Raw genomic sequence first — 23,354 nt, forward strand, 5'->3', positions numbered from 1 at the left:
TCAACCGAAGAGGTCACGCTGGCGCTCCGGTGATCCGGCTTCCACATACAGCGCATGCAACCGCTCGCGCGGCACGCGCAGCGGATCTTCCATCAGGAACGTCGCCAGCCTCGGCGTAAAGGTCGGCCAGCGCGCATTCAAGGCGTCCATGTCGCCATCCGCGGGGCCGCCCTCGCCGCCGCGCGCGACGAAGGCGGTCTCGCACAGCACGTTGCGCCAGCCCAGCCCTGCCAGCCGCAGCGACAGATCCACCAGCGCGGCGTACCAGGAGCCGTAGCTCGCGGCGTCCAGGCCGCCCACGCGCTTGCGCGCGCTGCCGCGCAATGCGACCGCATGCGCGACGGCCGCCGGCAGTTCCGGGTGCAGCGGCGACATCGCGGCGCAGGCGTGCGCCGTGCGCTCGGCATCCGTCGGCGGCGGACTCACTTCGCCCAGTCGCGGCCAGGCCGCCGCCTCGCCCGCGTTGCACCACGGCGTAGCGGTGGCGATGGCGGCATCGCGCGCGAAGCAGGCGGTCAGCTGCTGCAGCCAGCCGGGCAGCGGCTGTGCGTCCGGCGCCAGCACCACCACGTCGGCATCGCCACACGCCGCGAGCATCTGGTCCATGTGCGCCACTTCGCCCAGCATGCGCGGGCGCCGCGTGTAGTCGGCCTGCAACGGCGTGCGCGCCAGCCATCGCTCGATGATGGCCAGGCCGCGCGGGCCGGCGCGCGCGTCGTCGGCCAGCCACAGGCGCGTGCCGGCGGGTGTGCCGGCATCGAGCGCGCCCAGGCAGGCGTCGAGCGCGTCGTCGTCGCTGCCGATCGGCAACAGGACGATGGGCAGCGACGATGCGGCGGCCGGCGGCGTCACTGGGTACGCGGGGCGTTCAGGGGTTCCAGCGCGCGGAAACGCTTGCCGTATTCGTCGGTCAGGTCGTTCGCTTCCTGCGGGTTGGCGACGATGGTCGGCGTCAGCAGCACGATGACTTCGCTGCGCTCGGAGCTGGTGGTCTTCTTGCCGAACAGGCCGCCGATGATCGGGATGCGGCTCAGGCCCGGAATGCCCGTCGAACCGTTGGTCGCGCTGTCGCTGATCAGGCCCGCCAGCATGACCGTGTTGCCCGCCTGCACGGCGGCTTCGGTCTTGAAGCGGCGGTTGTTGATGCGCACGTTGCCGTTCTCGTCCGGCACGTCGCCCGGCGTGCTGACTTCCTGCACGATTTCCATGAAGACGACGCCGTCCTTGGTCACGCGCGGACGCACCTTCAGGATGATGCCGGTATCCAGGTACTGCACCTGGCTGTAGGTGCTGTCGCCACCCAGGCCAGGATTGACGGTCACAGACGAGATCGGGATGCGGCTGCCGACGTTGAGCGTGGCTTCGGCGTTGTTGCGCACGAAAATCGACGGCGTCTGCAGCAGGCGCACGTCGCTGACTTCGTCGAGTGCGGTGATGACGGCAGCGGCGTCGTTCTTGACCAGGGTCCACACCGCGCCCGCGCCGCTCACGCCGCCGATGCTGCCGGCCAGCGTGCTCCAGGCGCTGGGCCCGCCTGCACCGGGCGCGGCGAAGGGCCCCAGGCCGTTGTCGGTCATCGCACGCTCGAGAAACCAGCTGACGCCGTAGCTCAGGTCGCCGGTCAGCGACACTTCGGCGATCTGCGCCTCGATGTGCACCTGCATCGGCATCACGTCGAGCTTCTCGACCACCTCGCGGATCGACTGCCATGCGCTCGGACTGGCACGCACCAGCAGGGTGTTGGTCTCTTCGACCGCCGCCACGCCGACCCGGGCGCCGTCGACCTCGAGCGTCACCGCGCCGTTGCCACCGTCGCGCTGGTTGAGCGAGAGCGTGCCGCCACCGAGCCCACCGCTGCCGGAACCGCTGCTGTTGCCGCTGCCGCCGAACTCGACGCTGCCGCCGCTGCTGTTCATGCCGCCGTCGTTGATCTGCACGGGATCGGTGCCCGGCATCAGCGACACATTGCCGGCGCCGCCAGTGGAGCGGCCATCGCTGCCGCTGCCACCGCCCGAGGAACCGAAGACTTCCGCCAGCCGCTGCGCGAGTTCGCGCGCCTTGACGTACTTCAGCTCGTACGAGAACAGGCGACTGCCCTCGCCCGCACCGTCGATGCGCTCCAACCATTGCTGGATCTGGTCCAGGTAGGCGGCCTGCGGCGTGATCACCAGTACCGCGTTCGCGCCTTCCAGCGGCATGAAGCGGAACATGCCGGCGCTCGGCGTCTTGCTGTCGTTGCCGAACACCTTTTCCAAGTCGGCCACCACGCGCGTGGCGCGGCCGGTCTGCAGCGGGAACACGCCCACCGACATGCCGGACAGCCAGTCGACGTCGAAGATCTCGACGGTACGCAGATAGTTCTCCAATTCGGTGCGCGTGCCCGCGAGCGTGATGACGTTGCGGGTGCCGTCGACATTGACGATGGCATTGGGTCGCGCGTACGGCTCCAGCACCTTCTTCATCTCGCTGGCGGAGATGAAGCGCAGCGGCACCACGCGGACTTCGTAACCGCGTGCACTGGACGCCGGACCGGTGCGCGGCGCCACGCTGCCGGCCAACGCCTGGTCGGCCGGGATGATGTTGTAGCGCCCGCCGCTGTAGACCAGACGCGCGTTGTTCCAGCCCAGCACCATCTCCAGCAGGTTCAGCGCTTCGGCCGGCGACACCGGCTTCGGCGTGCCCAGCGTGACCGTGCCCTGGACGCCGGGCGCGATGACGTAGTTCTGCCCCAGCATGTCGCCGAGGATCGCCTTGACCACCGCATGCACGGACTCGCCTTCGAAATTGAAGGTGGCCGATCCGCTGCTGGCGCCGCCGAGCGAAGGCACCGGTGCGGCGGCCGCACTGCGATTGATCATCTGCCCGTTGCCGCGGCGGATCTGCGCCTGCGGTCCGGTCACCGGGGCCTCGCCTTCCTTCAGCGGTTCGGTCTGCGCATTGCCGGGCACGACCTCGCCGGGCTGCGCGCCCGCGGTACGGCGCACGTCGGGCGACGGCGCACTGGCGCAACCGGCCAGCAAGCCCAGGCAGAGGGAAAACAGGATCACACGTAACGTCATGCCGGCACTCTACTGTGTCTTGCCGGGCGTTGCCGGCGGCGTGGTGGGTTGCGCCTGCTGCTGCCGCAGCTGCGCGCGGCGCTGCTCGATGCGCTGGCGGATGGCTTCCATCTGCTGGTCCGTGGTCGCGGCCGGCACCGTCGGCGCGGTCGCCGCAGGCGTCGGCATCGCGACCGGTGCGGGCACTTGCCCCGGTGCGGGCGGCGAGGCCACGGTGGGCATGGCGACGGGCGCATTGTTGCCGCCGGTGCTGCGCCCGCCGGGCGTGGCGGGCGGTGGGACCGCCGCTGCCGGTGGAACGGCGGGTGGATTGCCGATGACCTGGGTCGGCGGCTGGCCGCCTGCGCCGTCGAAGACCCGCAGCTCCAGCTCACGGCGACCTTCCGGCCCGTCGAACACCGCCCGGCGCGGATCCAGTTCCGCCAATCGCCAGCCCGCGAAGCCGGTCGGCGACTCGCCCACCTTCACCCGCAGGCCTTCGCCCCCCTGCGCGGGCTGCACGATCGCCAGCTGCAGCGACGGAGTGATCAGCACACTGGTCAGCACCAGGTCGAAGGTCGGCGCGGCGGTGGCTTCACCCGACAGGAAGAACGGCTTGGGACGCCGGTCTTCGGAGAACAGCGGACGGTTGCCCACGTCGGCGTACTGGTTCGGCTCGCCCAGGCGTTCCGGCGGCGAGGCGGGAAGCTTGGGCAACGGCTGCACCAGCGCGGGATCGGCGGGCAGCGGCGTGATGCGGCTACCCAGCCCGAACACCGCCAGCAGCGCCGCCAGCACGGCCCATGCGGCCACCACGGCGAGCAGCCAGGTGCGTACGTTCCAGGCGTCAGCGCGCACCGGCGGGCTCCTGCGGCGTGGCCGGCGACGGTTTCAGGTATCCGTAGAGGTCGAAGTTGACGTCCACCCCGCCTCCGCCGCTTTCGCCGGCCTGGAAGGCATAGCGCTGGGGAAGGATGTTGAGGTTCTCGACGAACAGGCGCGGGCTGCCGGATTCGATCTGGTGCAGCACCGACGCGAGTTCGGGGACGCCGCACTGCAGCCGCACCTGCACCACCACGCGCGGGTAGACCTCGCGGCCGGCGACCGCCAGCGGCGACTGGTTGGCGATGGCGCAGCTGCGGTTGCCGGGGCTGGCCTGCTTGACGATGGTCTCCAGCCGCTGCACCAGGCCGGCGGTGGCGAGTTCCACCGTCGCCTCCGGCAGGAAGCCGGGACGCTGCGCCTGCTGCGCGAGTGCCGCCGCCAGTTCGCGCTGCACCTCCGGAGCCTGCTGGAGTTGCGTGCGGATACGCAGCTCGCGCTCGCGCAGTTCGCCGACGCGCGCGCCCACCTCCTGCATCGGCACGGTCCACCAGGGATGCACCAGGATGAAATAGCCCAGCAGCGCCGCCGCCAGCAGCAGCGCCAGCGCCAGCCAGCGGTCGCGGTCAGTCACGGCCAGCGGCATCGGCGCCTCCCTGGGCATTGGCCGACGGATCCTGCTTGCCCAGCAGTTCGGCCGTCAGCGTGAAGCGGTCCATGCGGGTGCGCGGATCCGGCTGCAACGCGCCGCTCAATGCCGGATTGCGCCACAGCGGCGAGCCCTGCAGGCGCGCCACCAGTCCCGACGCTTCCGGACTGAAGCCGATGAGCGTCAGCCGATCGCCTTCGATGGCGAGCTTCTCCAGATAGGTGTTGTCGGGCAGGCGCCGGGTGACGTCGTCCATCACCTCCAGCGCGGTGGGGCGACGGGCGCTGGTCTGGTTGAGGATCGTGGTGCCGTTGACCAGGTCGACGAGCTGCTGCCGCTGCGTCGCCACCTGGCGCGCCGCGTCGGCACGATCGTCGACCTGCGCCGCGAACGCATCGGCCGCGGCACGCCGGTTGTCCAGCACGGCCCAGGCGGCGAACACGAGGGCGACCACGGCCACGGCCGCCAGCACCAGGTGCAGGCCACGCTGCGGCACCTGCCGCGCCACGCGCGCGGCGTCGGGCAGCAGGTTGAGGCCGAGGATGCCGCCATCTGCCTCCTCCACGTCCGCACCCGCCATGCCGCCCGCCAGTCCGCCCAGCCGGGACAGCCCGGCGGTGAAGGCAGCGTTCGGCACCACGGCCAGTTCGACATCGAGCTGGCCGTCCTCTCGCACACCCAGCACGCGCGCATCGAAACAGGCTTCGTTCGCGGCGAACGGCGTCTGCCGGTCGAGTTCGAACGTCAGTACGTCGCGCAGGCGCTCCGCCGCCGCCGCGGGCAGCAGCAATCGGCGGCGCAGGGCCATGCCCGCGGGCACCAGCCACCAGCGCGGCAAGCCGGCGAGCCGGCTGCCGAGCAGGGCCTGCAACTCATCCGGCGTCACCGTGGCCGGCAACCGCGCGAGCATGTGCCGCTGCGTGCCATCCAGCCAGGTCATCTCGATCTCGTCGTCCAGCCGCTGGAACAGCAGGCGGTCGCCGGTCAGCCCGAGCAGCACGCGCCAGCGTGCCGGTAACCACGTCGCCAGCGCACGTCCCCACCACGCCAGGAAACTGCGTGGGCCGGGGCCGAGGCGCGCCCGGAACTGCTGCAAGGTGTCGCGTACGCCGCTCATTGTGGTGACGCTCCCTCCTCCCAGCGCAACAAGGTGTAAGCCGAACCCGGCACCGGGCTGGCCCCCGCGCGCACCACCGTCCTCAGCGACGCCTCGCGGCCATCGGCCAGCCGCGCACGGCTCTCGATACTATACGTGCCGCTCCCGGCGCCGACGAGTTGCGGGCTTCCGGTGGCACCGGTGGCGTTGCGCTGGGCCAGCCATGCGGTCGCGTCCATGCCCATCGCCTCGAGCACCGGCCCCTGCGCGTAGGTCGCATCCGGTTGCCCGCGCCCCGAGTAGAGCGTCAGGAACGGCGCCATCCGTGCGTACAGCTCGGGGGTCATGCCCAGCACCTGTTCGACTTCCGCAACGGTCTCGAAGGGTGCGTCCTTGGCGCCGTAGTCGCGGCCCGCTGCCGCGTAGTCGCCGTCTTCCGCGCCGCCCGCCGGCTGGCTGAGATTGTCGGTATCCCGCCAGTCGACGATGGCGCCGGCGAGCCTGTCGCTGACATCGGCGGGTTGCCCCAGCACCTGCATCAGCCGCGACAGCAGCGACGCATCGGCCTGGTTGAGATCGACCTTGCCGGTCTCGTCGACGATGCTCACCTGCACCGCCTGCCCGTCGAATCCCCACGCATAGGGACGACCGTTCGGCTGCCAGTGCGTTTCCGGATTGCGGTCGGCCACGCGCACCAGGGCGTACTCCATGCCGGCGCGGGCGACTTCCTGCGCGATGGCGCCGCGGCTGCCGACGCGCCCCTGCAATGCCTCCATCCGCGCCGTCAGCGCGTAGGCGCCCACCAGCGCGGTCAACAGCGCCACCAGCCACAGCACCAGCAACAAGGCGGCACCCCGTGCATGCTTCATGGCAGCACCGGATTCGCGCCGCCCGGCAGCAGGCCGCCGCCTGCGCCGCCTTCGCTGCGCGCCAGCGTCACCACCAGGTCGGGCCAGCGGCCGCCGCGCACGGCCTCCATCTCGATCTTCACCTGCAGCGGCAGCATTTCCGACGTTTCCCAACGGTCCTGCCACGGACCCAACCGGTTGTCGGCATCCAGCCCGCGATAGCGGAAGCGCACCGCGCGCAGGCCATCGGCGAGCCGCTCGGCGCGCTGTCCGCGCGCCGCAAGGTCGACGTCCTCCAGCGAGGCCTCGGGCCGCGCCACCGCGAACGCGACCTGCAGGCGCCCTTGGTCGTCCGCCACCACGTCGTGCAGGTAGGGACCGCCGTAACCGAGATAGTCCGGCAGGTCGGCGACGAAACGCATGCGCTGCGGCGTGCCGATGAAGCGCGCCTGCCGGAGATTGCCGCGGTCGGTGGCGAACACGATCGGCTGCGCCGACGCCAGCCGCGCGCGCAGGTAGCCGTGGACCGCACGCATGCGCTCGCTGGCCTGCGCCATGTCTTCGCCGCGGGTGACCACGGCGGTCGAGGACCGCAACGTCGCGAACGCGAGCGCCAGCCCGGCCGCCATCAGCACCAGCGCCACCAGCACTTCGATCAGCGTGAAGCCCTGCGCACGTGCGCGCATCACGGCACCACCGCCTGGTTGACGTCGCGTGGCGCCAGCCGCAGCGTGCGCCATTGCATCGCCTGTCCGCGTTCATCGCCCCAGCGCACGACCAATCGCACGTCGAGCAGCTGCGGCGCCCCCGGATCGACCTGCGCCCGTGCCGCGAGCGGATCGGCGAACGGCGCCACGTCGAGCTGCCACCGGTAGCGTTCGCCTTCGAAACTGCCTTCCTGCCGCCCCGGCTGCAGCGCTTCGCCGGCGCCCAGCTGTGCGAGCAGCGATTGCGCATGCAGGGTGGCGCGACTGCCGTCGGCCGACTCCCGGACCTGCCGGCTCGCGCCGGACATCGCGCCGAGCAGCAGGCTCAGCGCGAGCGCCAGCAAGGCGAAAGCGACGATGACTTCGAGCAACGTGAAGCCGTGCTGGTGGCGGCGGTCCGGTGGCGTCATGGCGCACGCACCTCGTCGCGCAGCAGCCGGGTTTCGCCGGTCAGCCAGGCCACGTCGATGCTCCACGCCGCAGTACCTGCTGACAAGGTGACGCGACCGCCGGTGGAACCGCCATCCGGGAAGAACAGCACCGCGCCCTCGCCCGCGCGCAGCTGCGCCTCGCGCACGCCGGTGAAGCGGACGGACAGGGCGCCATCGATCTCGCCGCGGCGATCGCCGGCGGCTTCCCACGCATGCGCACGCGGATCGATGCGGAAGGCCTGCGGCTGCCCGGTCGCGATGGCGCGCGCCCGCGTGTAGCGCAGCTGCGCGGCGATCTCCTTGGATTCGGAGCGCAACCGCATGCCCTCCATGCCGCCGGTGAACGCCATCGCCGCCAGGATCGCGGCGGCCGCCATCAGCGTCATGACCAGCAGCGTCTCCAGCAGCGTGAAGCCCACCATCCGTGCACGCGCGTCGGCGGGTCCGCTCGCGGACAGGGACGCAGGGACGGCGCGGCGGGCCACGACGGCGGACGTCGCGCTTATTCGTTCTTGATGTCCGCGTTGACGCTGTCGCCACCGGCCTTGCCGTCGGCGCCCAGGCTGACCAGGTCGAAGCGCTGCGCTTCGCCGGGGATGCGGTACTCGATCGGATTCTTCCATGGATCCTGCAACTCGCTTTCCTTCGCGTAGGGCCCCAGCCATCCGGCGGCGTTGCCGGCGTTGCTCACCAGGTCGGACAGCTGCGCCGGGTAGCGGCCGGTGTCCAACTGGTAGGTTTCCACCTTGCCGGCCAGCGTCTGCAGCTGCGATTGCGCCAGCTTGACCTTGCCACTGTCGGCGCCGCCCATCACGCGGCTGCCCACCAGCACCAGGATGCCGCCGATCAGCACCAGCACGATGATGATCTCGAGCAGGCTGAAACCCTGCTGGGAACGCGGGGAGCGGAACGCGGTCATCGGGCGCATGCGGGACATGGGGGTGGACTCTCCGTGGTTCTCAGTTGATGGCGCCGGTCAGATCGTACAGCGGGACCAGCACGGCGACGATGACGACCCCGACCACCGCCGCCAGGACCAGCGTGATGGCGGGAACGAGGGCGGCCAGCATACGGTCCAGCACCTGAGCAGTTTCCTGCTCGAAGGTTTCCGCCGTCTTCAGCAGCATGCCGTCGAGGGCGCCCGACTCCTCGCCGACCTGGATCATCTGCAGGGCCAGCCGCGGGAAGCGCTTGCCCTTGCCGAGCGACGCGGACAGGCCATGGCCGTTCTTCACGTCCTCGGCGGCGACATCCACGTCGGCGGCGAGCGCGCGGTTGCCCAGCACGTTGCGGGCGATGCCGAGCGCGGTCAGCAGCGGCACGCCGTTCTTCAGCAGCGTGCCCAGCGTGCGCGCCAGGCGGGCGGTCTCCAGTCGCGCCAGCAGCGGCCCGGCCAGTGGCCGGCCGAGCAGCCAGGCATCCAGCCGGCCGCGGAACTCGGGATCGCGGCGACGGCGGTCGAACCACAGCAGGGCGACGGCGGGCACCGCGATCAGCACGAACCAGAAGTCGCGCACGAACGCGCCCACCCACAGCACGCCGCGCGTGAACCAGGGCAGCGCCACGTCCAGGCTTTCGTACATCACCGCGAACTGCGGCACCACGTAGCCAAGCAGGAACAGCAGCGCGAAGCCGACCACGACCAGCAGGATCGCCGGATACACCAGCGCGTTGACCACGCGGCCCTTCAGCGCGCGGCTGCGCTCCAGGTAATCGCCGAGCCGCTGCAGGGTGTCGTGCAGGCTGCCGCCGGCCTCGCCGGCACGCACCATGTTGATGTACAGCCGCGAGAACAACCCATGCTGCCGGTCCAGCGCCGTCGACAGTGGTGCGCCGCCGCGCACGGCGTCACGGATGTCGGTGATGACGCGCCGCGCCTTCTCGTCCTCCGGCAGGTCCAGCAGGATGCCCAGCGCGCGGTCCAGCGGCTGGCCCGCGCTCAACAGGGTGGCGAGCTGCTGGGTGAACTGCACCAGCCGGTCGCCGGCGAACGCATTCGGCCGCCACAACTGCCCCAGGCTGCGGCCACCGCCGGCCACCGCCAGCGCGGCTTCGACCGGCAGGTGTCCCTGCTCCTGCAGGCGCGCGACGACGTCGGCATCGCTGGCGGCTTCCATCTGGCCGTCCAGCATTTCACCGTGCGCGTTGAGAGCCTTGTAGCGGTAGAGCGGCATGCCGTCAGGGGAAGCGGGAATGCGCCAACTTACCGTATTCCCCCATCCAGCGTCATGCGCGGGCATCACGCTCCGGAACGGAACGGCCCCGGTTTCCCGGGGCCGCGATACTAACCGTCGTCGCAGGATCAGGGCGCGGTGAAGCTGCCCCGCACGCTGACGCCGGAGAACTTCGTCTTGCCGACCAGCGACACGTAATACGTGCCCGCCTGCGGCGCGGCGATGTTCACCACCTCGTTGTTGCCGGGCCGCACCGAGCGCAGGTCGTAGTTGGTCGCCGTGGCCGCGCTGCCGAACTTCACGTAGACGTCGGCATTGCCGCTGCCGCCGAAGCTGATGAACGACAGGTTGGTGGCGCCGGCCGGCACCACCAGCGCGTACTGCACCACGGCATCCTTGGCGCCGGTATTGCCGCCGACGGCGACGTTGTTGGTCAGCACCGTCGCGGTCGGCGGTTCGCCGCCGCCCATCACCGCCTGCACGGCCGCCGCGGCATTCACGATGCCGGCCCCGATCGGCCGGTTGGCCGGCGGCGCGACCGGGAACGGACGCGCGGTGGACTTCAGGATCGCCAGGACCTGCGCGGGCGTCAGCGGCGTTTCCGCCACGCTCTGCATCAGCGCGACGACCGCCGCCACGTGCGGCGCGGCCATCGACGTGCCGCCCATGCCGAAATACGTTTCGGTGGTCGGCACCGTCGTGCCCGCATTGCCGGCCGACCAGACATAGCCGCCGGGATTGCCGTCGACGCTGCCGCCACCGCCCGGCGCCGAGATGTCGATGCGCGTGCCGTAGTTGGAGTACGAGGCGATGCCGCCGGTGATGCGGGTGGCGCCGACGGTGATCACGCCGGCGCAGTTGCCGGGCGAATAGCCGTTGACGTTGCCGGCGTCGTTGCCGGCGGCGACGACCACGGTGCTGCCGTTGGCGATGGCGATGTTGAACGCGTTCTGCTCGACAGCGCTGCACGCACCCGAGCCACCGAGGCTGAGGTTGATGACCTCGGCCGGATTCGCGTTCGCGGGGACGCCGGCGACCGTGCCGCCGGAGGCCCAGATCACCGCATCGGAAATGTCGGAGGTATAGCCGCCGCAACGACCGAGCACGCGCGCCGGCACGACCTTGGCATCGAATGCGCCGCCGGCCATGCCCTTGGCGTTGTTGCTCACCTCGGCGACGGTGCCGGAGACGTGCGTGCCGTGCCAGCTGCTGTCCTGCACCGGCGACCCGGTGTAGCACTCGCCCGCCACCGGATTCCAGTCGCCTTCGTCGCGCGGGTTCGCATCGCGTCCGTCGCCGTCGCGCGAGACGAACGTGTCGCTGATGAAGTCGTAGCCGGGCAGGATGTTGGCATCCATGTCGCTGTGGGCGGTGATGCCGGTATCGAGCACCGCGACCACGACGCCCGCGCCGGTCGCATCGTCCCAGGCCGCCGGCAGGTTGATGCCGCCGACCGGATCCTTGAAGTGCCACTGATACTGATTGTAGTAGGTGTCGTTGGGCACGAGGCGCGCATAGCGCTTCGCATCCACCTCGACGAACTCCACCTCCGGGTCGGTCGCCAGCTGGCGCAGCAGGCTCTCCGCCTCCACGCGGTCCAGCTTGCGCGAGGTCTGCACCAGTTCGGCGCCGATGCCCAGGCGACGCAGCTTCGCCGCGCTGACCGCCTTGCCGTTCGACGGCCCGAGTGCGGCGCGCGATACCGCGCCCACCAGGGACCGCTGCAACGTGGCGCTGCTGGCGCGTGCGGTGCTGCCATCGCGGTACTTCACGATGAACCGGTCGTAGGTCTCGCCATCGCGCAGACCGGCGGTACTGACATCGCCGGCGGAGGCGGTCGCCGCGAAGGCTCCGAATGTGACGACTGCGGCGAGCGCAGCAACGAGGGGACGACGACGCGAAACGCGGAATGAGGAATTTCGATTCACTTGACCTGCTCCATGTCTACAAGGATGAACGAACTGGGTAACCCGTTTACAACGTGCTTACTCAACGACTTGCGACTTCCCTTTCAAGCGTGTCGTGCATGTACCCCTGTTTACCTGCCACGGCACTCTTCACGCAGCGAATACATCCTCTACACATCGCTTACACACGGCATTAACGCCTTGTTTTCAGCGGTTTCGTCGCGTTGAGCCGAACGTAGCAAATCTCTCGCAAATTGAACAACGCGGATGTAGTGTTCGATCACACGGAGTTGTTTTGCATCATCTCGGGATGAGGGGATGGGGAATGAGGGAATTGTTTTTCGACGCGACATTTCGTTTCGAAGCGCCACTTGCACGCCTTTCTTGTTGCGACGCCCCCGCGTCGTGTTCCTCGCGCCGACCGCAGCACGCCCACGCTCGCCCGCATGGACGACGCGCATCACCCTTCCTTGCTTCCGTTGCTTCGTGCGACCCGGCCATGCGTCTCCCCTGTCGCATGCCGCGCTGTCTGTTTGCCTGACGCAGTCCGCCTCGAATTCCCGTGCCGCAGCCTGGCCCGGGCGCTGTCGTATTCCCCCGAAAACACAGATGAAGGACGTGATCCATGAACAGGATTTACAGCAAGGTGTGGAACCCTTCCCTTGGCATGCTGGTGGTGGCCTCGGAGTTCGCGCGTCGCGCGCACGGCGTGATGTCGTCCGGTGCGCGCGTGCGTGCGCGGCTCGGCGTGACGCTGCTGGTCTCGGCCCTGCTCGCAGGCGCGCCGTTCGGCGCGGCACTGGCCCATGACAAACAGAAAGGCCAGCCGCAGAACGACAAGCCGCAGATCGGAAAGGGTCCCGCCTTCTGCGTGGATTCGCGCGGAAACCCCATCATCGACGGGCGTCCCGGTGAGAACGCCGTCTCCTGCGGCGACGATGTCGACGCGTCCGGTCGCCATGCAGTCGCGGTCGGCTACAAGAGCATCGCCAACAAGGCCGGCGCCACCGCCGTGGGCGGCTATGCCGAAGCGAAGGGCGTGAACGCCACCGCCGTCGGCTACGACAGCAACGCCACCGCGCAGGGCGCGACGGCGCTGGGCAGCCAGAGCAATGCGACCGGCGCGAATGCGACCGCGGTCGGCACGCTGGCGAACGCGACGGGCGCCGGCGCGAGTGCCGTGGGCACGGGCAGCCGTGCCACGGGCGCGTACGCCGGCGCGTTCGGCAGTTCGTCCACCGCCTCGGGCACCCAGGCACTGGCCGCCGGCCACACCAGCACGGCGACCGGCGTCGCCACGGTCGCGCTCGGCGGATTCGCCAACGCGTCGGGCGGTTTCGATACGGCAGTCGGTTATGGCGCCGATGCCAGCGGCGGCGACAGCACGGCGCTGGGCTCGGGCTCCATCGCGACCGGCTACAACAGCGTCGCCGTGGGTGGATCACTGCTCGGTCTGCTGCCGACCGAAGCCTCCGGTGATTTCTCGACGGCCGTCGGCGGAGGCGCGTGGGCGTCGGGCACGAATGCGACGGCGATCGGCAATCTGTCCTCGGCGAGCGCCGACAACAGCGTGGCGCTGGGCGGCGATTCCGTCGCCGATCGGGAAGATTCCGTTTCCGTCGGCCGCGCCGGCGGCGAGCGTCAGATCACCAACGTCGCGGCGGGCACGGAAGGCACCGATGCGGTGAATCTCGATCAATTGAATGCCGTGGCCGACGCGTCCGAAAACGCGACGCGCTACTTCAAGGCCAATGGCGCCAATGATGGCACGGATGACGCGGTCGCCAATGGCGACTACGCCACGGCCTCTGGCTCCGCCGCGCTGGCAGATGGCGTCGGTGCCACCGCTACCGGTTCCGGTGCGTTCGCACTGGCCAACGGTGCGACCGCCTCCGGCTTCAACGCGACGGCGACCGGTGCGAACAGCGTCGCCAATGGTGCCGGCGCGCAGGCCTCGGGTGCCGGTGCGGTGGCGGTCGGCGGACAGCGTCAGTTGCTCGACGAGAACGGCGATCCGATCCTCGATGCCGATGGCAATCCGGTCTATGCCAGCACGGAAGCGACGGCAGACGACGCCACTTCGGTCGGTGCTGGCGCGGTCGCCAGCGACACCGGTGCGACGGCGGCGGGCGCAGGTGCCAATGCCTCCGGCGCTTATTCGTCCGCGATGGGTACCGAAGCCGCGGCGTCTGGCGTCCAGGCCACGGCGGTCGGCTTCCGCAGCGATGCCTCGGATGATGCGGCCACAGCGGTCGGTGGCTACAGCAGCGCGTCGAACTTCGGCGCCTCGGCCTTCGGCTACGGCGCCGAGGCCAGCGGCAGCAGCGCCACGGCGTTGGGCTTCGGAGCGGTCGCCAGCAACTCCGACAGCACCGCACTGGGCTCGAACTCCATCGCCAGCGGCGACAACAGCGTGGCGGTCGGTGGTGCGTTCTTCGGGTTCATTCCCACCGAAGCCTCGGGCGACTACTCGGTCGCCGTCGGTGGCGGTGCGTACACGCCGGGCTTCAATTCGGTGGCATTGGGCAACCTGGCCACTGCAGAAGCCGACAACAGCGTGGCCATCGGTGGCGATTCCGTCGCCGACCGCGAGGACACGGTGTCGGTCGGCAGCGCAGGCAGCGAGCGGCAGATCACCAACGTGGCCGCCGGTACCGAGGGTACCGATGCGGTGAACCTCGACCAGTTGAACGAAGTCGCCGAAGCATCCGAGAACGCCACGCGCTACTTCAAGGCCAATGGCGAAGAAGACGGCACCGACGACGCGACCGCCAACGGCGACTACGCCACGGCCTCCGGGGCTGCAGCAGTCGCCGACGGCGTCGGCGCGACCGCGACCGGCTCCGGTGCGTTCGCCCTGGCCGATGGCGCCACGGCGACCGGCTTCAATGCCACCGCGACCGGCAGCAACAGCGTCGCCAACGGCAGCAGCGCGGAAGCCAGCGGCGAGTCCAGCATCGCGATCGGTGGACAGGTCGATGCGTTCGACGCCGATGGCAACCCGATTACCGTGAACACGGTGGCCTCCGGTCTCGGCGCGACGGCCGTCGGTTCCGGCAGCCTCGCCTCGGGCCTCGGCAGTTCCTCGTTCGGCGTGCTCAGCGAGGCGAGCGGCGAAGCAAGCTCGGCATTCGGTTACGGCAGCACCGCGACCGGCTCGTATGCCTCCAGCTTCGGCCATGCCAGCGGCGCGACCGGCGACTACAGCGTGGCGGTCGGCGGACCGGCGGACCTGATTCCCGGCTTCGGCCTGCTCGTCTATACGCAGGCCAGCGGCTTCAGCGCCGCGGCCTTCGGTTCCGGTGCGATCGCCGCGGGCGACTATAGCCTCGCGGCCGGCAGCCTGTCCGAAGCCTCCGGCGTGGAAAGCACGGCGGCCGGCTTCTTCTCCTACGCGCCCGGCGACTACGCCACCGCTCTGGGCGCGGAATCCTGGGCCAGCGGCGACAACAGCACCGCGGTCGGCTTCTACAGCACGGCGCTGGGCGACAACAGCGTCGCGCTGGGCGCCAACTCGACCGCCGACCGCGACAACACGGTCTCGGTGGGCGATGCCGGCAGCGAGCGGCAGATCACCAACGTCGCCGCCGGTACCGAAGGCACCGATGCGGTGAACCTGGACCAGTTGAACGCGGTGGCCGAGGCGTCGGAAAACGCCACGCGCTACTTCAAGGCGAACGGTGCGGGCGATGGCAGCGACGACGCGACCGCCACCGGCGACTATGCGACCGCGTCCGGCTCTTCGGCCGTGGCCGACGGCGTCGGCGCGACCGCGACCGGCTCCGGTGCATTCGCACTGGCGAACGGTGCGACCGCGAGCGGCTTCAACGCAACCGCCACCGGCGAGAACAGCGTCGCCAATGGTGCGGGCGCGCAGGCGACGGGTGCGGGATCGGTCGCCGTCGGTGGACAGCGCCAGGTGCTCGACGAGAACGGCGATCCGGTGCTCGATGAGGATGGCAATCCGGTCTACGCCAGCACCGAAGCGACGGCGGACGACGCCACCGCGATCGGTGCAGGTGCCGTCGCCAGCGAGACCGGTGCAACGGCTGCGGGTGCAGGCGCGACTGCATCCGGTGCGTACGCCTCCGCACTGGGTACCGAAGCCAGCGCATCGGGCATCCAGGCAACCGCCGTCGGCTTCCGCAGCGATGCGTCGGACGATGCCGCCACCGCCATCGGTGGCTACAGCAGTGCGTCGAACTTCGGTGCGTCGGCCTTCGGCTATGGCGCCGAGGCCAGCGGCAACAGCGCCACGGCGCTGGGCTTTGGTGCAGTCGCCAGCAACTTCGACAGCACTGCGCTGGGCTCGAACGCCGTCGCCAGTGGCGACAACAGCGTCGCCGTAGGCGGTGCGTTCTTCGGCTTCATCCCGACCGAAGCGTCCGGCGACTACTCCGTCGCCGTCGGTGGTGGCGCCTACACGCCGGGCTTCAACTCGGTGGCATTGGGCAACCTGGCCACCGCCGAAGCCGACAACAGCGTGGCCATCGGTGGCGATTCGGTCGCCGACCGCGAGGACACCGTGTCGGTCGGTAGCGCAGGCAGCGAGCGGCAGATCACCAACGTGGCCGCCGGTACCGAGGGTACCGATGCGGTGAATCTCGACCAGTTGAGCGCGGTCGCCGAGGCGTCGGAAAACGCCACGCGCTACTTCAAGGCGAACGGCGAAGGCGACGGCAGCGACGACGCCACCGCCAATGGCGACTATGCGACCGCGTCCGGCTCTTCGGCCGTGGCTGACGGCGTCGGTGCGACCGCGACCGGCTCCGGTGCGTTCGCACTGGCGAACGGTGCGACCGCGAGCGGCTTCAACGCAACCGCCACCGGCGAGAACAGCGTCGCCAACGGTGCGGGCGCGCAAGCGGCGGGCTCAGGCTCGGTTGCGGTCGGCGGACAGCGCCAGCTGTTCGACGAGAACGGCGATCCGCTGCTCGACGAAGACGGCAATCCCGTCTACGCCAGCACCGAAGCGACGGCAGACGATGCCACCGCGATCGGTGCGGGCGCCGTCGCCGGTGAGGTCGGCGCGAGTGCCCTCGGCGCGGGCGCGAATGCCTCCGGTGCCTACGCCACCGCACTGGGCACGGAAGCCTCGGCCTCCGGGCAGCAATCCACCGCCCTCGGTTTCCGCAGCGCCGCCGATGGCCTGGCGTCCACCACCGTCGGCGGCTACAGCAGCGCGGGCGGCGATTTCGCCTCGGCGTTCGGCTATGGCGCCAGCGCAGGTGGCGCAGGCGCCACGGCGGTCGGCGAAGGCGCGAGCGCGGGCGGAGAGGAAAGCACGGCCGTCGGCGGCACCACGTTCTTCGGCCTGATCAACACGCGCGCCAGCGGCATCGGCAGTTCGGCGTTCGGCAACGGCGCCTGGGCCACCGGCGACTACAGCACCGCGCTCGGCCACAACAGCTATGCCGATGGCGAGGACAGCGTGGCCCTGGGCGTGAACTCGGTCGCGGGCGCGACGAACAGCGTCGCGATCGGCGCGAACTCGTGGAACGACCGCGACGACACCGTGTCGGTCGGCGACGTCGGCGCCGAACGCCAGATCACCAACGTGGCGGCGGGTACCGAGGGAACGGACGCGGTGAACCTGGACCAGCTCAACGCCGTCGCCGAAGCCTCCGGCAATGCCACGCGCTACTTCAAGGCGAATGGCGCGGGCGACGGCAGCGACGACGCTACCGCCAACGGTGACTACGCCACGGCATCCGGTTCGGCAGCACTCGCCGATGGAGAAGGCGCGACCGCGACCGGTTCCGGCGCATTCGCGCTGGCGGACGGCGCAACGGCGACCGGCTTCAACGCCACCGCAACCGGCGCGAACAGCGTGGCCAACGGTACGGGCGCGCAGGCGGCCGGCGCAGGGTCGGTTGCCGTCGGCGGCCAGCGCCAGTTGTTCGACGAGAACGGTGACCCGATCCTGGATGCCGACGGCAATCCGGTCTACGCCAGCACCGAAGCGACGGCGGACGATGCCACCGCGGTGGGCGCCGGTGCGGTCGCCAGCGACAGCGGCGCCACCGCGACCGGCGCGGGCGCCACGGCGTCCGGCGCCTATGCCACCGCCACCGGCACCGAGAGTTCGGCGTCCGGCCTGCAGGCCACAGCAAACGGCTTCCGCAGCGATGCCTCGGGCGACGGCTCGGCTGCCGTCGGCGGCTACAGCAGCGCATCCGCGCTCGGTGCGTCGGCGATCGGCTACGGCGCGGAAGCGTCGCAGGAGAACGCGACCGCGCTCGGCTTCGGTGCCGTCGCCAGCAACTACGACAGCACCGCGCTGGGCTCGAACGCCGTCGCCAGCGGCGACAACAGCGTCGCGGTCGGCGGGGCGTTCTTCGGCTTCCTGCCCACCGAAGCCTCCGGCGACTACTCGGTCGCGGTCGGTGGCGGTGCCTACACACCGGGCGTCAACTCGGTGGCCGTCGGCAATCTCGCCACCGCCGAAGCCGACAACAGCGTGGCCATCGGTGGCGACTCGGTCGCCGATCGCGAAGACACGGTGTCGGTCGGCAGCGCGGGCAGCGAACGCCAGGTCACCAACGTCGCGGCCGGCACCCAGGCCACCGACGCAGTGAACCTGTTCCAGCTGGGCTCCGTCGCCAGTGCGCTCGGCGGCGGCGCGGGCTTCTCCGGTGGCGTGTTCATCGCGCCGAGCTACACGATCCAGGGCACGTCGTACAACAACGTGGGCGCGGCCTTCACCGCCGTCGACGCCAAGCTCAACGAGCTGTACGGCATGTACAACGGAACGGCCGGCACTACCGCGTCCGCCGGCACCACCGCATCCGCACAGGCCAGCCAGGCGCGGACGGCGGGCGAGACGCCGGCCACGAGCGCCGGTGGCACGGGCAGCACGGCGTCGGCACCGAGCCGGGGAGCGGCGACGACGGCCGGCGAGACGACGGGAGGTGCGGTGGCCAGTGGCCAACCGGCCGTCGCCGCACCGACGGATGCCACCGCGGCGGCCGACGTCCCGGCAGCGGCGGCGTCCTATGCCGATGCGGGCGATGCCAACACGCTCAGCAGCGCACAGAGCTACACCGATCAGTCCTCGGCCAGCACGCTGGCCAGCGCGAAGGCCTACGCCGATTTCCAGGTCAAGGCGCTGGAAGACGACTTCAACGCCTTCCGCGGCGACGTGGACCGTCGCTTCTCCGAGCAGGACCGCCGTCTCGACCGGATGGGCGCGATGAGCTCGGCGATGTTGAACATGGCGATCAACGCCGCCGGCAGCCGCAGTCCGCGTGGACGCGTCGCCGTGGGCGCAGGTTGGCAGAACGGCGAGAACGCCTTGTCGGTGGGCTACTCCAAGCCGATCGGTGAGCGCGCGTCCTTCAGCATCGGCGGTGCGTTCAGTGGCGACGAGAAGTCGGCCGGCGTGGGCTTCGGTATCGACCTGTAACCGGCAACAAGGAAGGGCCCGGCACCGCCGGGCCCTTTCCTTTCCGCGATCAGGGCAGCGCGACCGTGGCGCTCAACGGCGACACGCCGTTCTCGTCGAAGGCCTCCACCGCCACGTGGTAGCCGACATCGCGACTGAGCGCGCGCAGCTCAAGTGTCGTCGGCCGGTCGGCGAACACCTGGTAGCTCAGGTTCAAGCGGTCCGGCGCGATGCCCCAGCGCACGTTGTAGCCCACCGCACCGCGCACGGGCTGCCAGGCGATGAAGGCCTGACGCGGATCGGCATCGCGACGCGCCGTCACCTTGTGCGGAGCGGACGGCGCACGGCCACCGGCACTGCCGAACACGCGCAGATCGCTGATCGCCAGGTGCGCGGCGCCGACATGCCCGTGCACGTAACGCACGTAGCGTGCGCTGACCGGTGCGGGCAGCTGGAAATAGGCGTTCGGGCGGTCGCGGCGCGGCGTGCCGGTTGCCGCCAGCGGCTGCCAGCGGCGCGCGTCCGTCGAATACTCCAGCGCGAATTCCGTGTAGATGTCGTCGGCGTCGCCGTAGCGTCCGGACTGGTAGTCGGCGAAGTTCACCTGCACCGCGCGCAGCGTCTTCGATGCGCCGAGGTCCAACGTCAGCGTCTGTCCGGCTTCATTCCTGCCCGCCACCCAGAAGGTGCGCGGATTCTCGTCCGTGACGTTGCCCGCGGCATGGCCGGGCAGCGTGGTCGACGCCGTGGCCGCCTTGCGCCACGACAACAGCATCCAGCCGGTGAACAGCGCCTCCGGATCGGCATTCGGTCCATCCGGCACGTAATGCGGGAAATCGCCGAAGCGCGCGCTCACCGACATCTGCCCGTCCGCACTGAAGGCCGCCGGGAACATCGCGATGCGCCGTTCGAAGGTCCAGTTGTAGCCGAGCCACGGCGTGCCGGTATTCCACCAGTTGCCATACGCGTCCTGGAACGTGGAACCGTGTCCTGCGCCCTGCACGAAACCGCCGGGCTTGTAGCCCACCGGGTTGTAGGGCGCGTACGCGAACGGTCCGAGCGGGCTGTCGCCGACGTAGGTGCCGGTCGCATAGGCGTTGTGCTCGGTACCCGGCGCGCCGTACTGGAGGTAGTACCTGCCCCCCACCTTCGTCATCCACGCGCCTTCCATGTAGTTCCCCACCGGCGTGCCGTCGGGAAAGAACGCGCCGCGATGGTCCTGGCCGAAGCGCTCCCAGCCGTGGCGCGCGGGATCCAGCGCGAGCAACGCGCGCGGCGTGCCGACGTAGCGCATGCCCTTCGACATATCGAGCGCGATGCCGTACAGCGGAAACGTATCCGACGAGCCCCAGTACAGGTACCAGCGGCCGTCGTCGTCCTTGAAGAACGCCGGATCCCACGGCCCCGGCGGGATCTTCTCCGGCTGCGGGTCGCCGTTGCGCCAGCCCGGCAGGCCGACATCGCGGCCCGGCGACACCGCGTTCGGCAGTTCCGGCAGCATGCGCGTGAGGAAATCGAAGCGACCGCTGGCGGGATCGCGCGACTGCAGCACGGCGCCGGGCGAGAACAGCGAACGCATCACCAGCAGGCGGTCGCCGTCGGAGATCACCGCCGGCGCGACCATGCTGTCGAACGGCCAGCGGCTGGGCGCGATGAACGTCCAGTCCACCAGGTCCGTCGAGCGCCAGTAGCCGTCGGCCAGAGTCTGGAACAGGTAATAGGCATCGCCGTGGCGCACGATCACCGGATCGGCGCCGGTGCGGTACGAAATGCCCCGGCTTTCCTGCTCGAAGTTGTAGCGGTAGTCGATGTCGAGGGGATTGGCGTAAGTCTTCCTCGCGGCCTCCGCCGCGTCCGCCGCACCCGTCCATGCCAGCACCGCCAGCAGCGCCACGCGCATCGCCCCGTTCCTGTCCACGCCACCCTCGCTGAAAACGATTACACGCGAGTATTCCCGAGGATAGGGGCAACGGAAAGCCGCAGCGCAGCGAACACGCCCGGATCGGTAAAGGTATGTCGCGACGAGGGGATGGAACGCGGCGCCTCAGTCGCAGTCCATGCGTCCCTTCGGCAGCACGCGCGGATTGCCCAGCGCGAACAGCTTCACCGGCTGCTCCCACATCTCGAACGAGGAGATGCCGGGGGTGACGCCGCAACTGCTGGCGTAGGTGAACTTTTCGCCGTCCAGCGAGACGTACAGGTCGAACTTGACCGCCTCCGCCAGCGCACTGCTGACCATCAGCGTGGTCTGCGTGGCGTCGCCGCTGCGCGCGGCGCGCAGGTTGCCCGGCGCATCGCCGGCGGGTGCGGACGCGGCCACCTTGCCGTCGACGACCTCGACCTGGAGCGCCAGCGACGGCAATGCATCGCCTATCGCGAAGCCGGCCGGCAGTTCGCCGCGCGACAGCGTCTTCGGTGCGGGCTTGGCCGCCGACGCGATCACCGGCATCGCGCACAGCACGATCACGACGTATCCGAGCAGCGTCCGCTTCATCGTTTCACCCCTCTTCGGTGACGCGCAGCACTTCCTCGATGGTGGTCTCGCCGGACATCGCCTTGACGATGCCGTCCTCGTACATGGTCCGCATGCCGTTCTCGCGCGCGAGTTGTTCGATTTCGCCCATGCCGGCGTGGCGCATGATGGCGCGGCGGATGCCGTCGTTCATCACCAGGAACTCGACGATGGTGGTGCGACCGAGATAGCCGGTCGGCGCGATGGTCGACCCGCGCGGGCGGTACAGGAAGATCTCGCCCTGCGGCTGGAAGCGGCGCAGGCCGAACTTCTCGATCTCTTCGGGCGACGCCGCGTACTTCTCCGCATGCGTCGGCTCCAGCCGGCGCACCAGGCGCTGGGCGAGGATGCCGTTGATGGTGGAGGTCATCAGGTAGTCCTCCACCCCCATGTCGAGCATGCGGGTGATGCCGCCGGCCGCGTTGTTGGTGTGCAGCGTGGACAGCACCAGGTGGCCGGTGAGCGCGGACTGGATGGCGATGCGCGCGGTCTCGAGGTCGCGCATTTCGCCGATCATGATGATGTCCGGATCCTGCCGCACGATGCTGCGCAGCGCGTGGGCGAAGTCCAGCCCGATCTGCGGCTTGGCCTGGATCTGGTTGATGCCTTCGATCTGGTATTCGACCGGATCCTCGACGGTGATGATCTTGACGTCCGGCGTATTGAGCTTGCTCAGCGCGGTGTACAGCGTGGTGGTCTTGCCCGAGCCGGTGGGGCCGGTGACCAGCAGGATACCGTGCGGTTGCTCCAGCACCTTCTGGAACTGCGGCAGGAAGGCATCGGTGAATCCGAGTTTCTTGAAGTCGAACACCACCGTCTCGCGGTCGAGCAGGCGCATCACCACGCTCTCGCCGTGCGCGGTGGGCACGGTGCTGACGCGCAGGTCCAGTTCCTTGCCCTGCACGCGCAGCATGATGCGGCCGTCCTGCGGCAGGCGACGCTCGGCGATGTTGAGCTTGGCCATGATCTTGACGCGGCTGATCACCGCTGCGGTGAGGTTGGCGGGCGGGCTTTCGCCCTCCTCCAGCACGCCGTCGATGCGGTAGCGCACCTTAAGCCGGTTCTCGAACGGCTCGATGTGGATGTCGGAGGCGCGCAGTTCCACCGCACGCTGGATGACCAGGTTGACCAGGCGGATGACCGGCGCCTCGGAGGCGAGGTCACGCAGGTGCTCGACATCGTCCAGGTCGACGGTGGACTCGCCATCCGCGTTCTCGACGATGGCGCCCATCGCGCTGCGGCCCTGGCCGTAATAGCGCTCGATCAGGTCGCCGATCTCGGAACGCAGGGCGACCCGTGGCCGCACGCTGCGGCCGGTGGCCAGACGCACCGCATCCAGCGCGTAGCGGTCCTGCGGATCGGCCATCAGCAGGTCGATGTGGGTTTCGTCTTCGCCCACCGGGCAGACATGGAACTGCTTGAGGAAGCGCTGCGACAGCGTCACCGATTCCGGCGGCGCGTCGGGCGCATCCTTGGCGGTGACCAGCGGCAGGTCCAGGACCTCGGCGACGGTTTCCGCATGGTCCCGCTCGGACACCAGCCCCAGCCGCGACAGCAGCGCAAGCAAGCCGCCGCCGGTCTCTTCCTGCAACCGGCGCGCACGCGCCAGGTCGGTTTCCTTCAACCGCCCGCGGGCGAGCAGCGCCGCAACGATGCGTTCGTCGTCGGAAAGCGGGGTATCGATCGCGGCTGCGTCCACGCAAGGCGTCCTAAGACCTGTTGACGCCCCGGACTTTATCAGGTGGCGCGTTGCCCAGGCGTGGCCCGCCGTCGCCGGCGGGCCCGC

The 23,354-nt window shown here is 69.9% G+C and carries 17 protein-coding genes; 1 reads left to right on the forward strand and 16 read right to left on the reverse strand.

What is annotated here, in order from left to right; all coding sequences use genetic code 11:
• From AC04MD_RS10895 to AC04MD_RS10955, 13 genes are all read right to left on the reverse strand, one after another.
• Positions 1-852, reverse strand: a complete 852-nt coding sequence (locus AC04MD_RS10895) for a glycosyltransferase family 2 protein (RefSeq protein ID WP_475497293.1) — start codon at positions 850-852, stop codon at positions 1-3.
• A complete protein-coding gene (gene gspD / locus AC04MD_RS10900; protein WP_475497294.1) occupies positions 849-3,059 on the reverse strand; it encodes a type II secretion system secretin GspD in 2,211 nt (736 codons plus the stop codon). Before gspD ends, AC04MD_RS10895 begins: the two co-directional genes overlap by 4 nt.
• A gap of 9 nt (positions 3,060-3,068) precedes the next feature.
• A complete protein-coding gene (locus AC04MD_RS10905; protein ID WP_475497295.1) occupies positions 3,069-3,896 on the reverse strand; it encodes a type II secretion system protein XpsN in 828 nt (275 codons plus the stop codon).
• A complete protein-coding gene (gspM, locus tag AC04MD_RS10910; RefSeq protein WP_475497296.1) occupies positions 3,886-4,506 on the reverse strand; it encodes a type II secretion system protein GspM in 621 nt (206 codons plus the stop codon). The genes AC04MD_RS10905 and gspM overlap by 11 nt, the downstream gene beginning before the upstream one ends.
• Positions 4,487-5,626, reverse strand: a complete 1,140-nt coding sequence (locus AC04MD_RS10915; RefSeq protein WP_475497297.1) for a PilN domain-containing protein — start codon at positions 5,624-5,626, stop codon at positions 4,487-4,489. The genes gspM and AC04MD_RS10915 overlap by 20 nt, the downstream gene beginning before the upstream one ends.
• Positions 5,623-6,474, reverse strand: a complete 852-nt coding sequence (locus AC04MD_RS10920) for a type II secretion system minor pseudopilin (protein ID WP_475497298.1) — start codon at positions 6,472-6,474, stop codon at positions 5,623-5,625. Before AC04MD_RS10920 ends, AC04MD_RS10915 begins: the two co-directional genes overlap by 4 nt.
• On the reverse strand, positions 6,471-7,142 hold the full coding sequence (locus AC04MD_RS10925; RefSeq protein WP_475497299.1) for a prepilin-type N-terminal cleavage/methylation domain-containing protein: 672 nt from the start codon (positions 7,140-7,142) through the stop codon (positions 6,471-6,473). The genes AC04MD_RS10920 and AC04MD_RS10925 overlap by 4 nt, the downstream gene beginning before the upstream one ends.
• Positions 7,139-7,570 (reverse strand): type II secretion system protein XpsI, encoded by a 432-nt coding sequence (xpsI, locus tag AC04MD_RS10930; protein WP_475497300.1) that lies wholly within the window; start codon positions 7,568-7,570, stop codon positions 7,139-7,141. The genes AC04MD_RS10925 and xpsI overlap by 4 nt, the downstream gene beginning before the upstream one ends.
• Positions 7,567-8,013, reverse strand: a complete 447-nt coding sequence (gene xpsH / locus AC04MD_RS10935; protein ID WP_475497301.1) for a type II secretion system protein XpsH — start codon at positions 8,011-8,013, stop codon at positions 7,567-7,569. The genes xpsI and xpsH overlap by 4 nt, the downstream gene beginning before the upstream one ends.
• Before the next feature lie 80 nt (positions 8,014-8,093).
• Complete coding sequence (gene gspG, locus AC04MD_RS10940) at positions 8,094-8,519, reverse strand: type II secretion system major pseudopilin GspG (protein ID WP_475497686.1); 426 nt, start codon at positions 8,517-8,519, stop codon at positions 8,094-8,096.
• Positions 8,520-8,550: 31 nt separating this feature from the next.
• Positions 8,551-9,765, reverse strand: coding sequence for a type II secretion system protein XpsF (gene xpsF / locus AC04MD_RS10945; RefSeq protein ID WP_475497302.1), 1,215 nt, complete (start codon positions 9,763-9,765; stop codon positions 8,551-8,553).
• A gap of 128 nt (positions 9,766-9,893) precedes the next feature.
• Positions 9,894-11,693 carry a S8 family peptidase gene (locus AC04MD_RS10950; RefSeq protein WP_475497303.1) on the reverse strand — a complete coding sequence of 600 codons (1,800 nt, stop codon included), beginning with the start codon at positions 11,691-11,693 and terminating at the stop codon, positions 9,894-9,896.
• A 149-nt stretch (positions 11,694-11,842) separates the two neighbouring features.
• Entirely contained in the window at positions 11,843-12,133 is a 291-nt protein-coding gene (locus tag AC04MD_RS10955; RefSeq protein ID WP_475497304.1) for a hypothetical protein, read from the reverse strand.
• Between the two features lie 164 nt (positions 12,134-12,297).
• On the opposite strand from AC04MD_RS10955, the gene AC04MD_RS10960 reads away from it, so the two are divergent.
• Positions 12,298-19,077 (forward strand): ESPR-type extended signal peptide-containing protein, encoded by a 6,780-nt coding sequence (locus AC04MD_RS10960; RefSeq protein WP_475497305.1) that lies wholly within the window; start codon positions 12,298-12,300, stop codon positions 19,075-19,077.
• Between the two features lie 49 nt (positions 19,078-19,126).
• Here the strand turns inward: AC04MD_RS10960 and AC04MD_RS10965 are convergent, their stop codons facing one another.
• The 3 genes from AC04MD_RS10965 to gspE form a co-directional block, all read right to left on the reverse strand.
• Positions 19,127-20,956, reverse strand: coding sequence for a family 43 glycosylhydrolase (locus AC04MD_RS10965; protein WP_475497306.1), 1,830 nt, complete (start codon positions 20,954-20,956; stop codon positions 19,127-19,129).
• Positions 20,957-21,100: 144 nt separating this feature from the next.
• A complete protein-coding gene (locus tag AC04MD_RS10970) occupies positions 21,101-21,550 on the reverse strand; it encodes a hypothetical protein (protein WP_475497307.1) in 450 nt (149 codons plus the stop codon).
• 4 nt (positions 21,551-21,554) lie between these two features.
• Positions 21,555-23,267 carry a type II secretion system ATPase GspE gene (gene gspE / locus AC04MD_RS10975; RefSeq protein ID WP_475497308.1) on the reverse strand — a complete coding sequence of 571 codons (1,713 nt, stop codon included), beginning with the start codon at positions 23,265-23,267 and terminating at the stop codon, positions 21,555-21,557.
• Positions 23,268-23,354: the final 87 nt, after the last annotated feature.

This window comes from Pseudoxanthomonas sp. LjRoot206 (assembly GCF_056175725.1).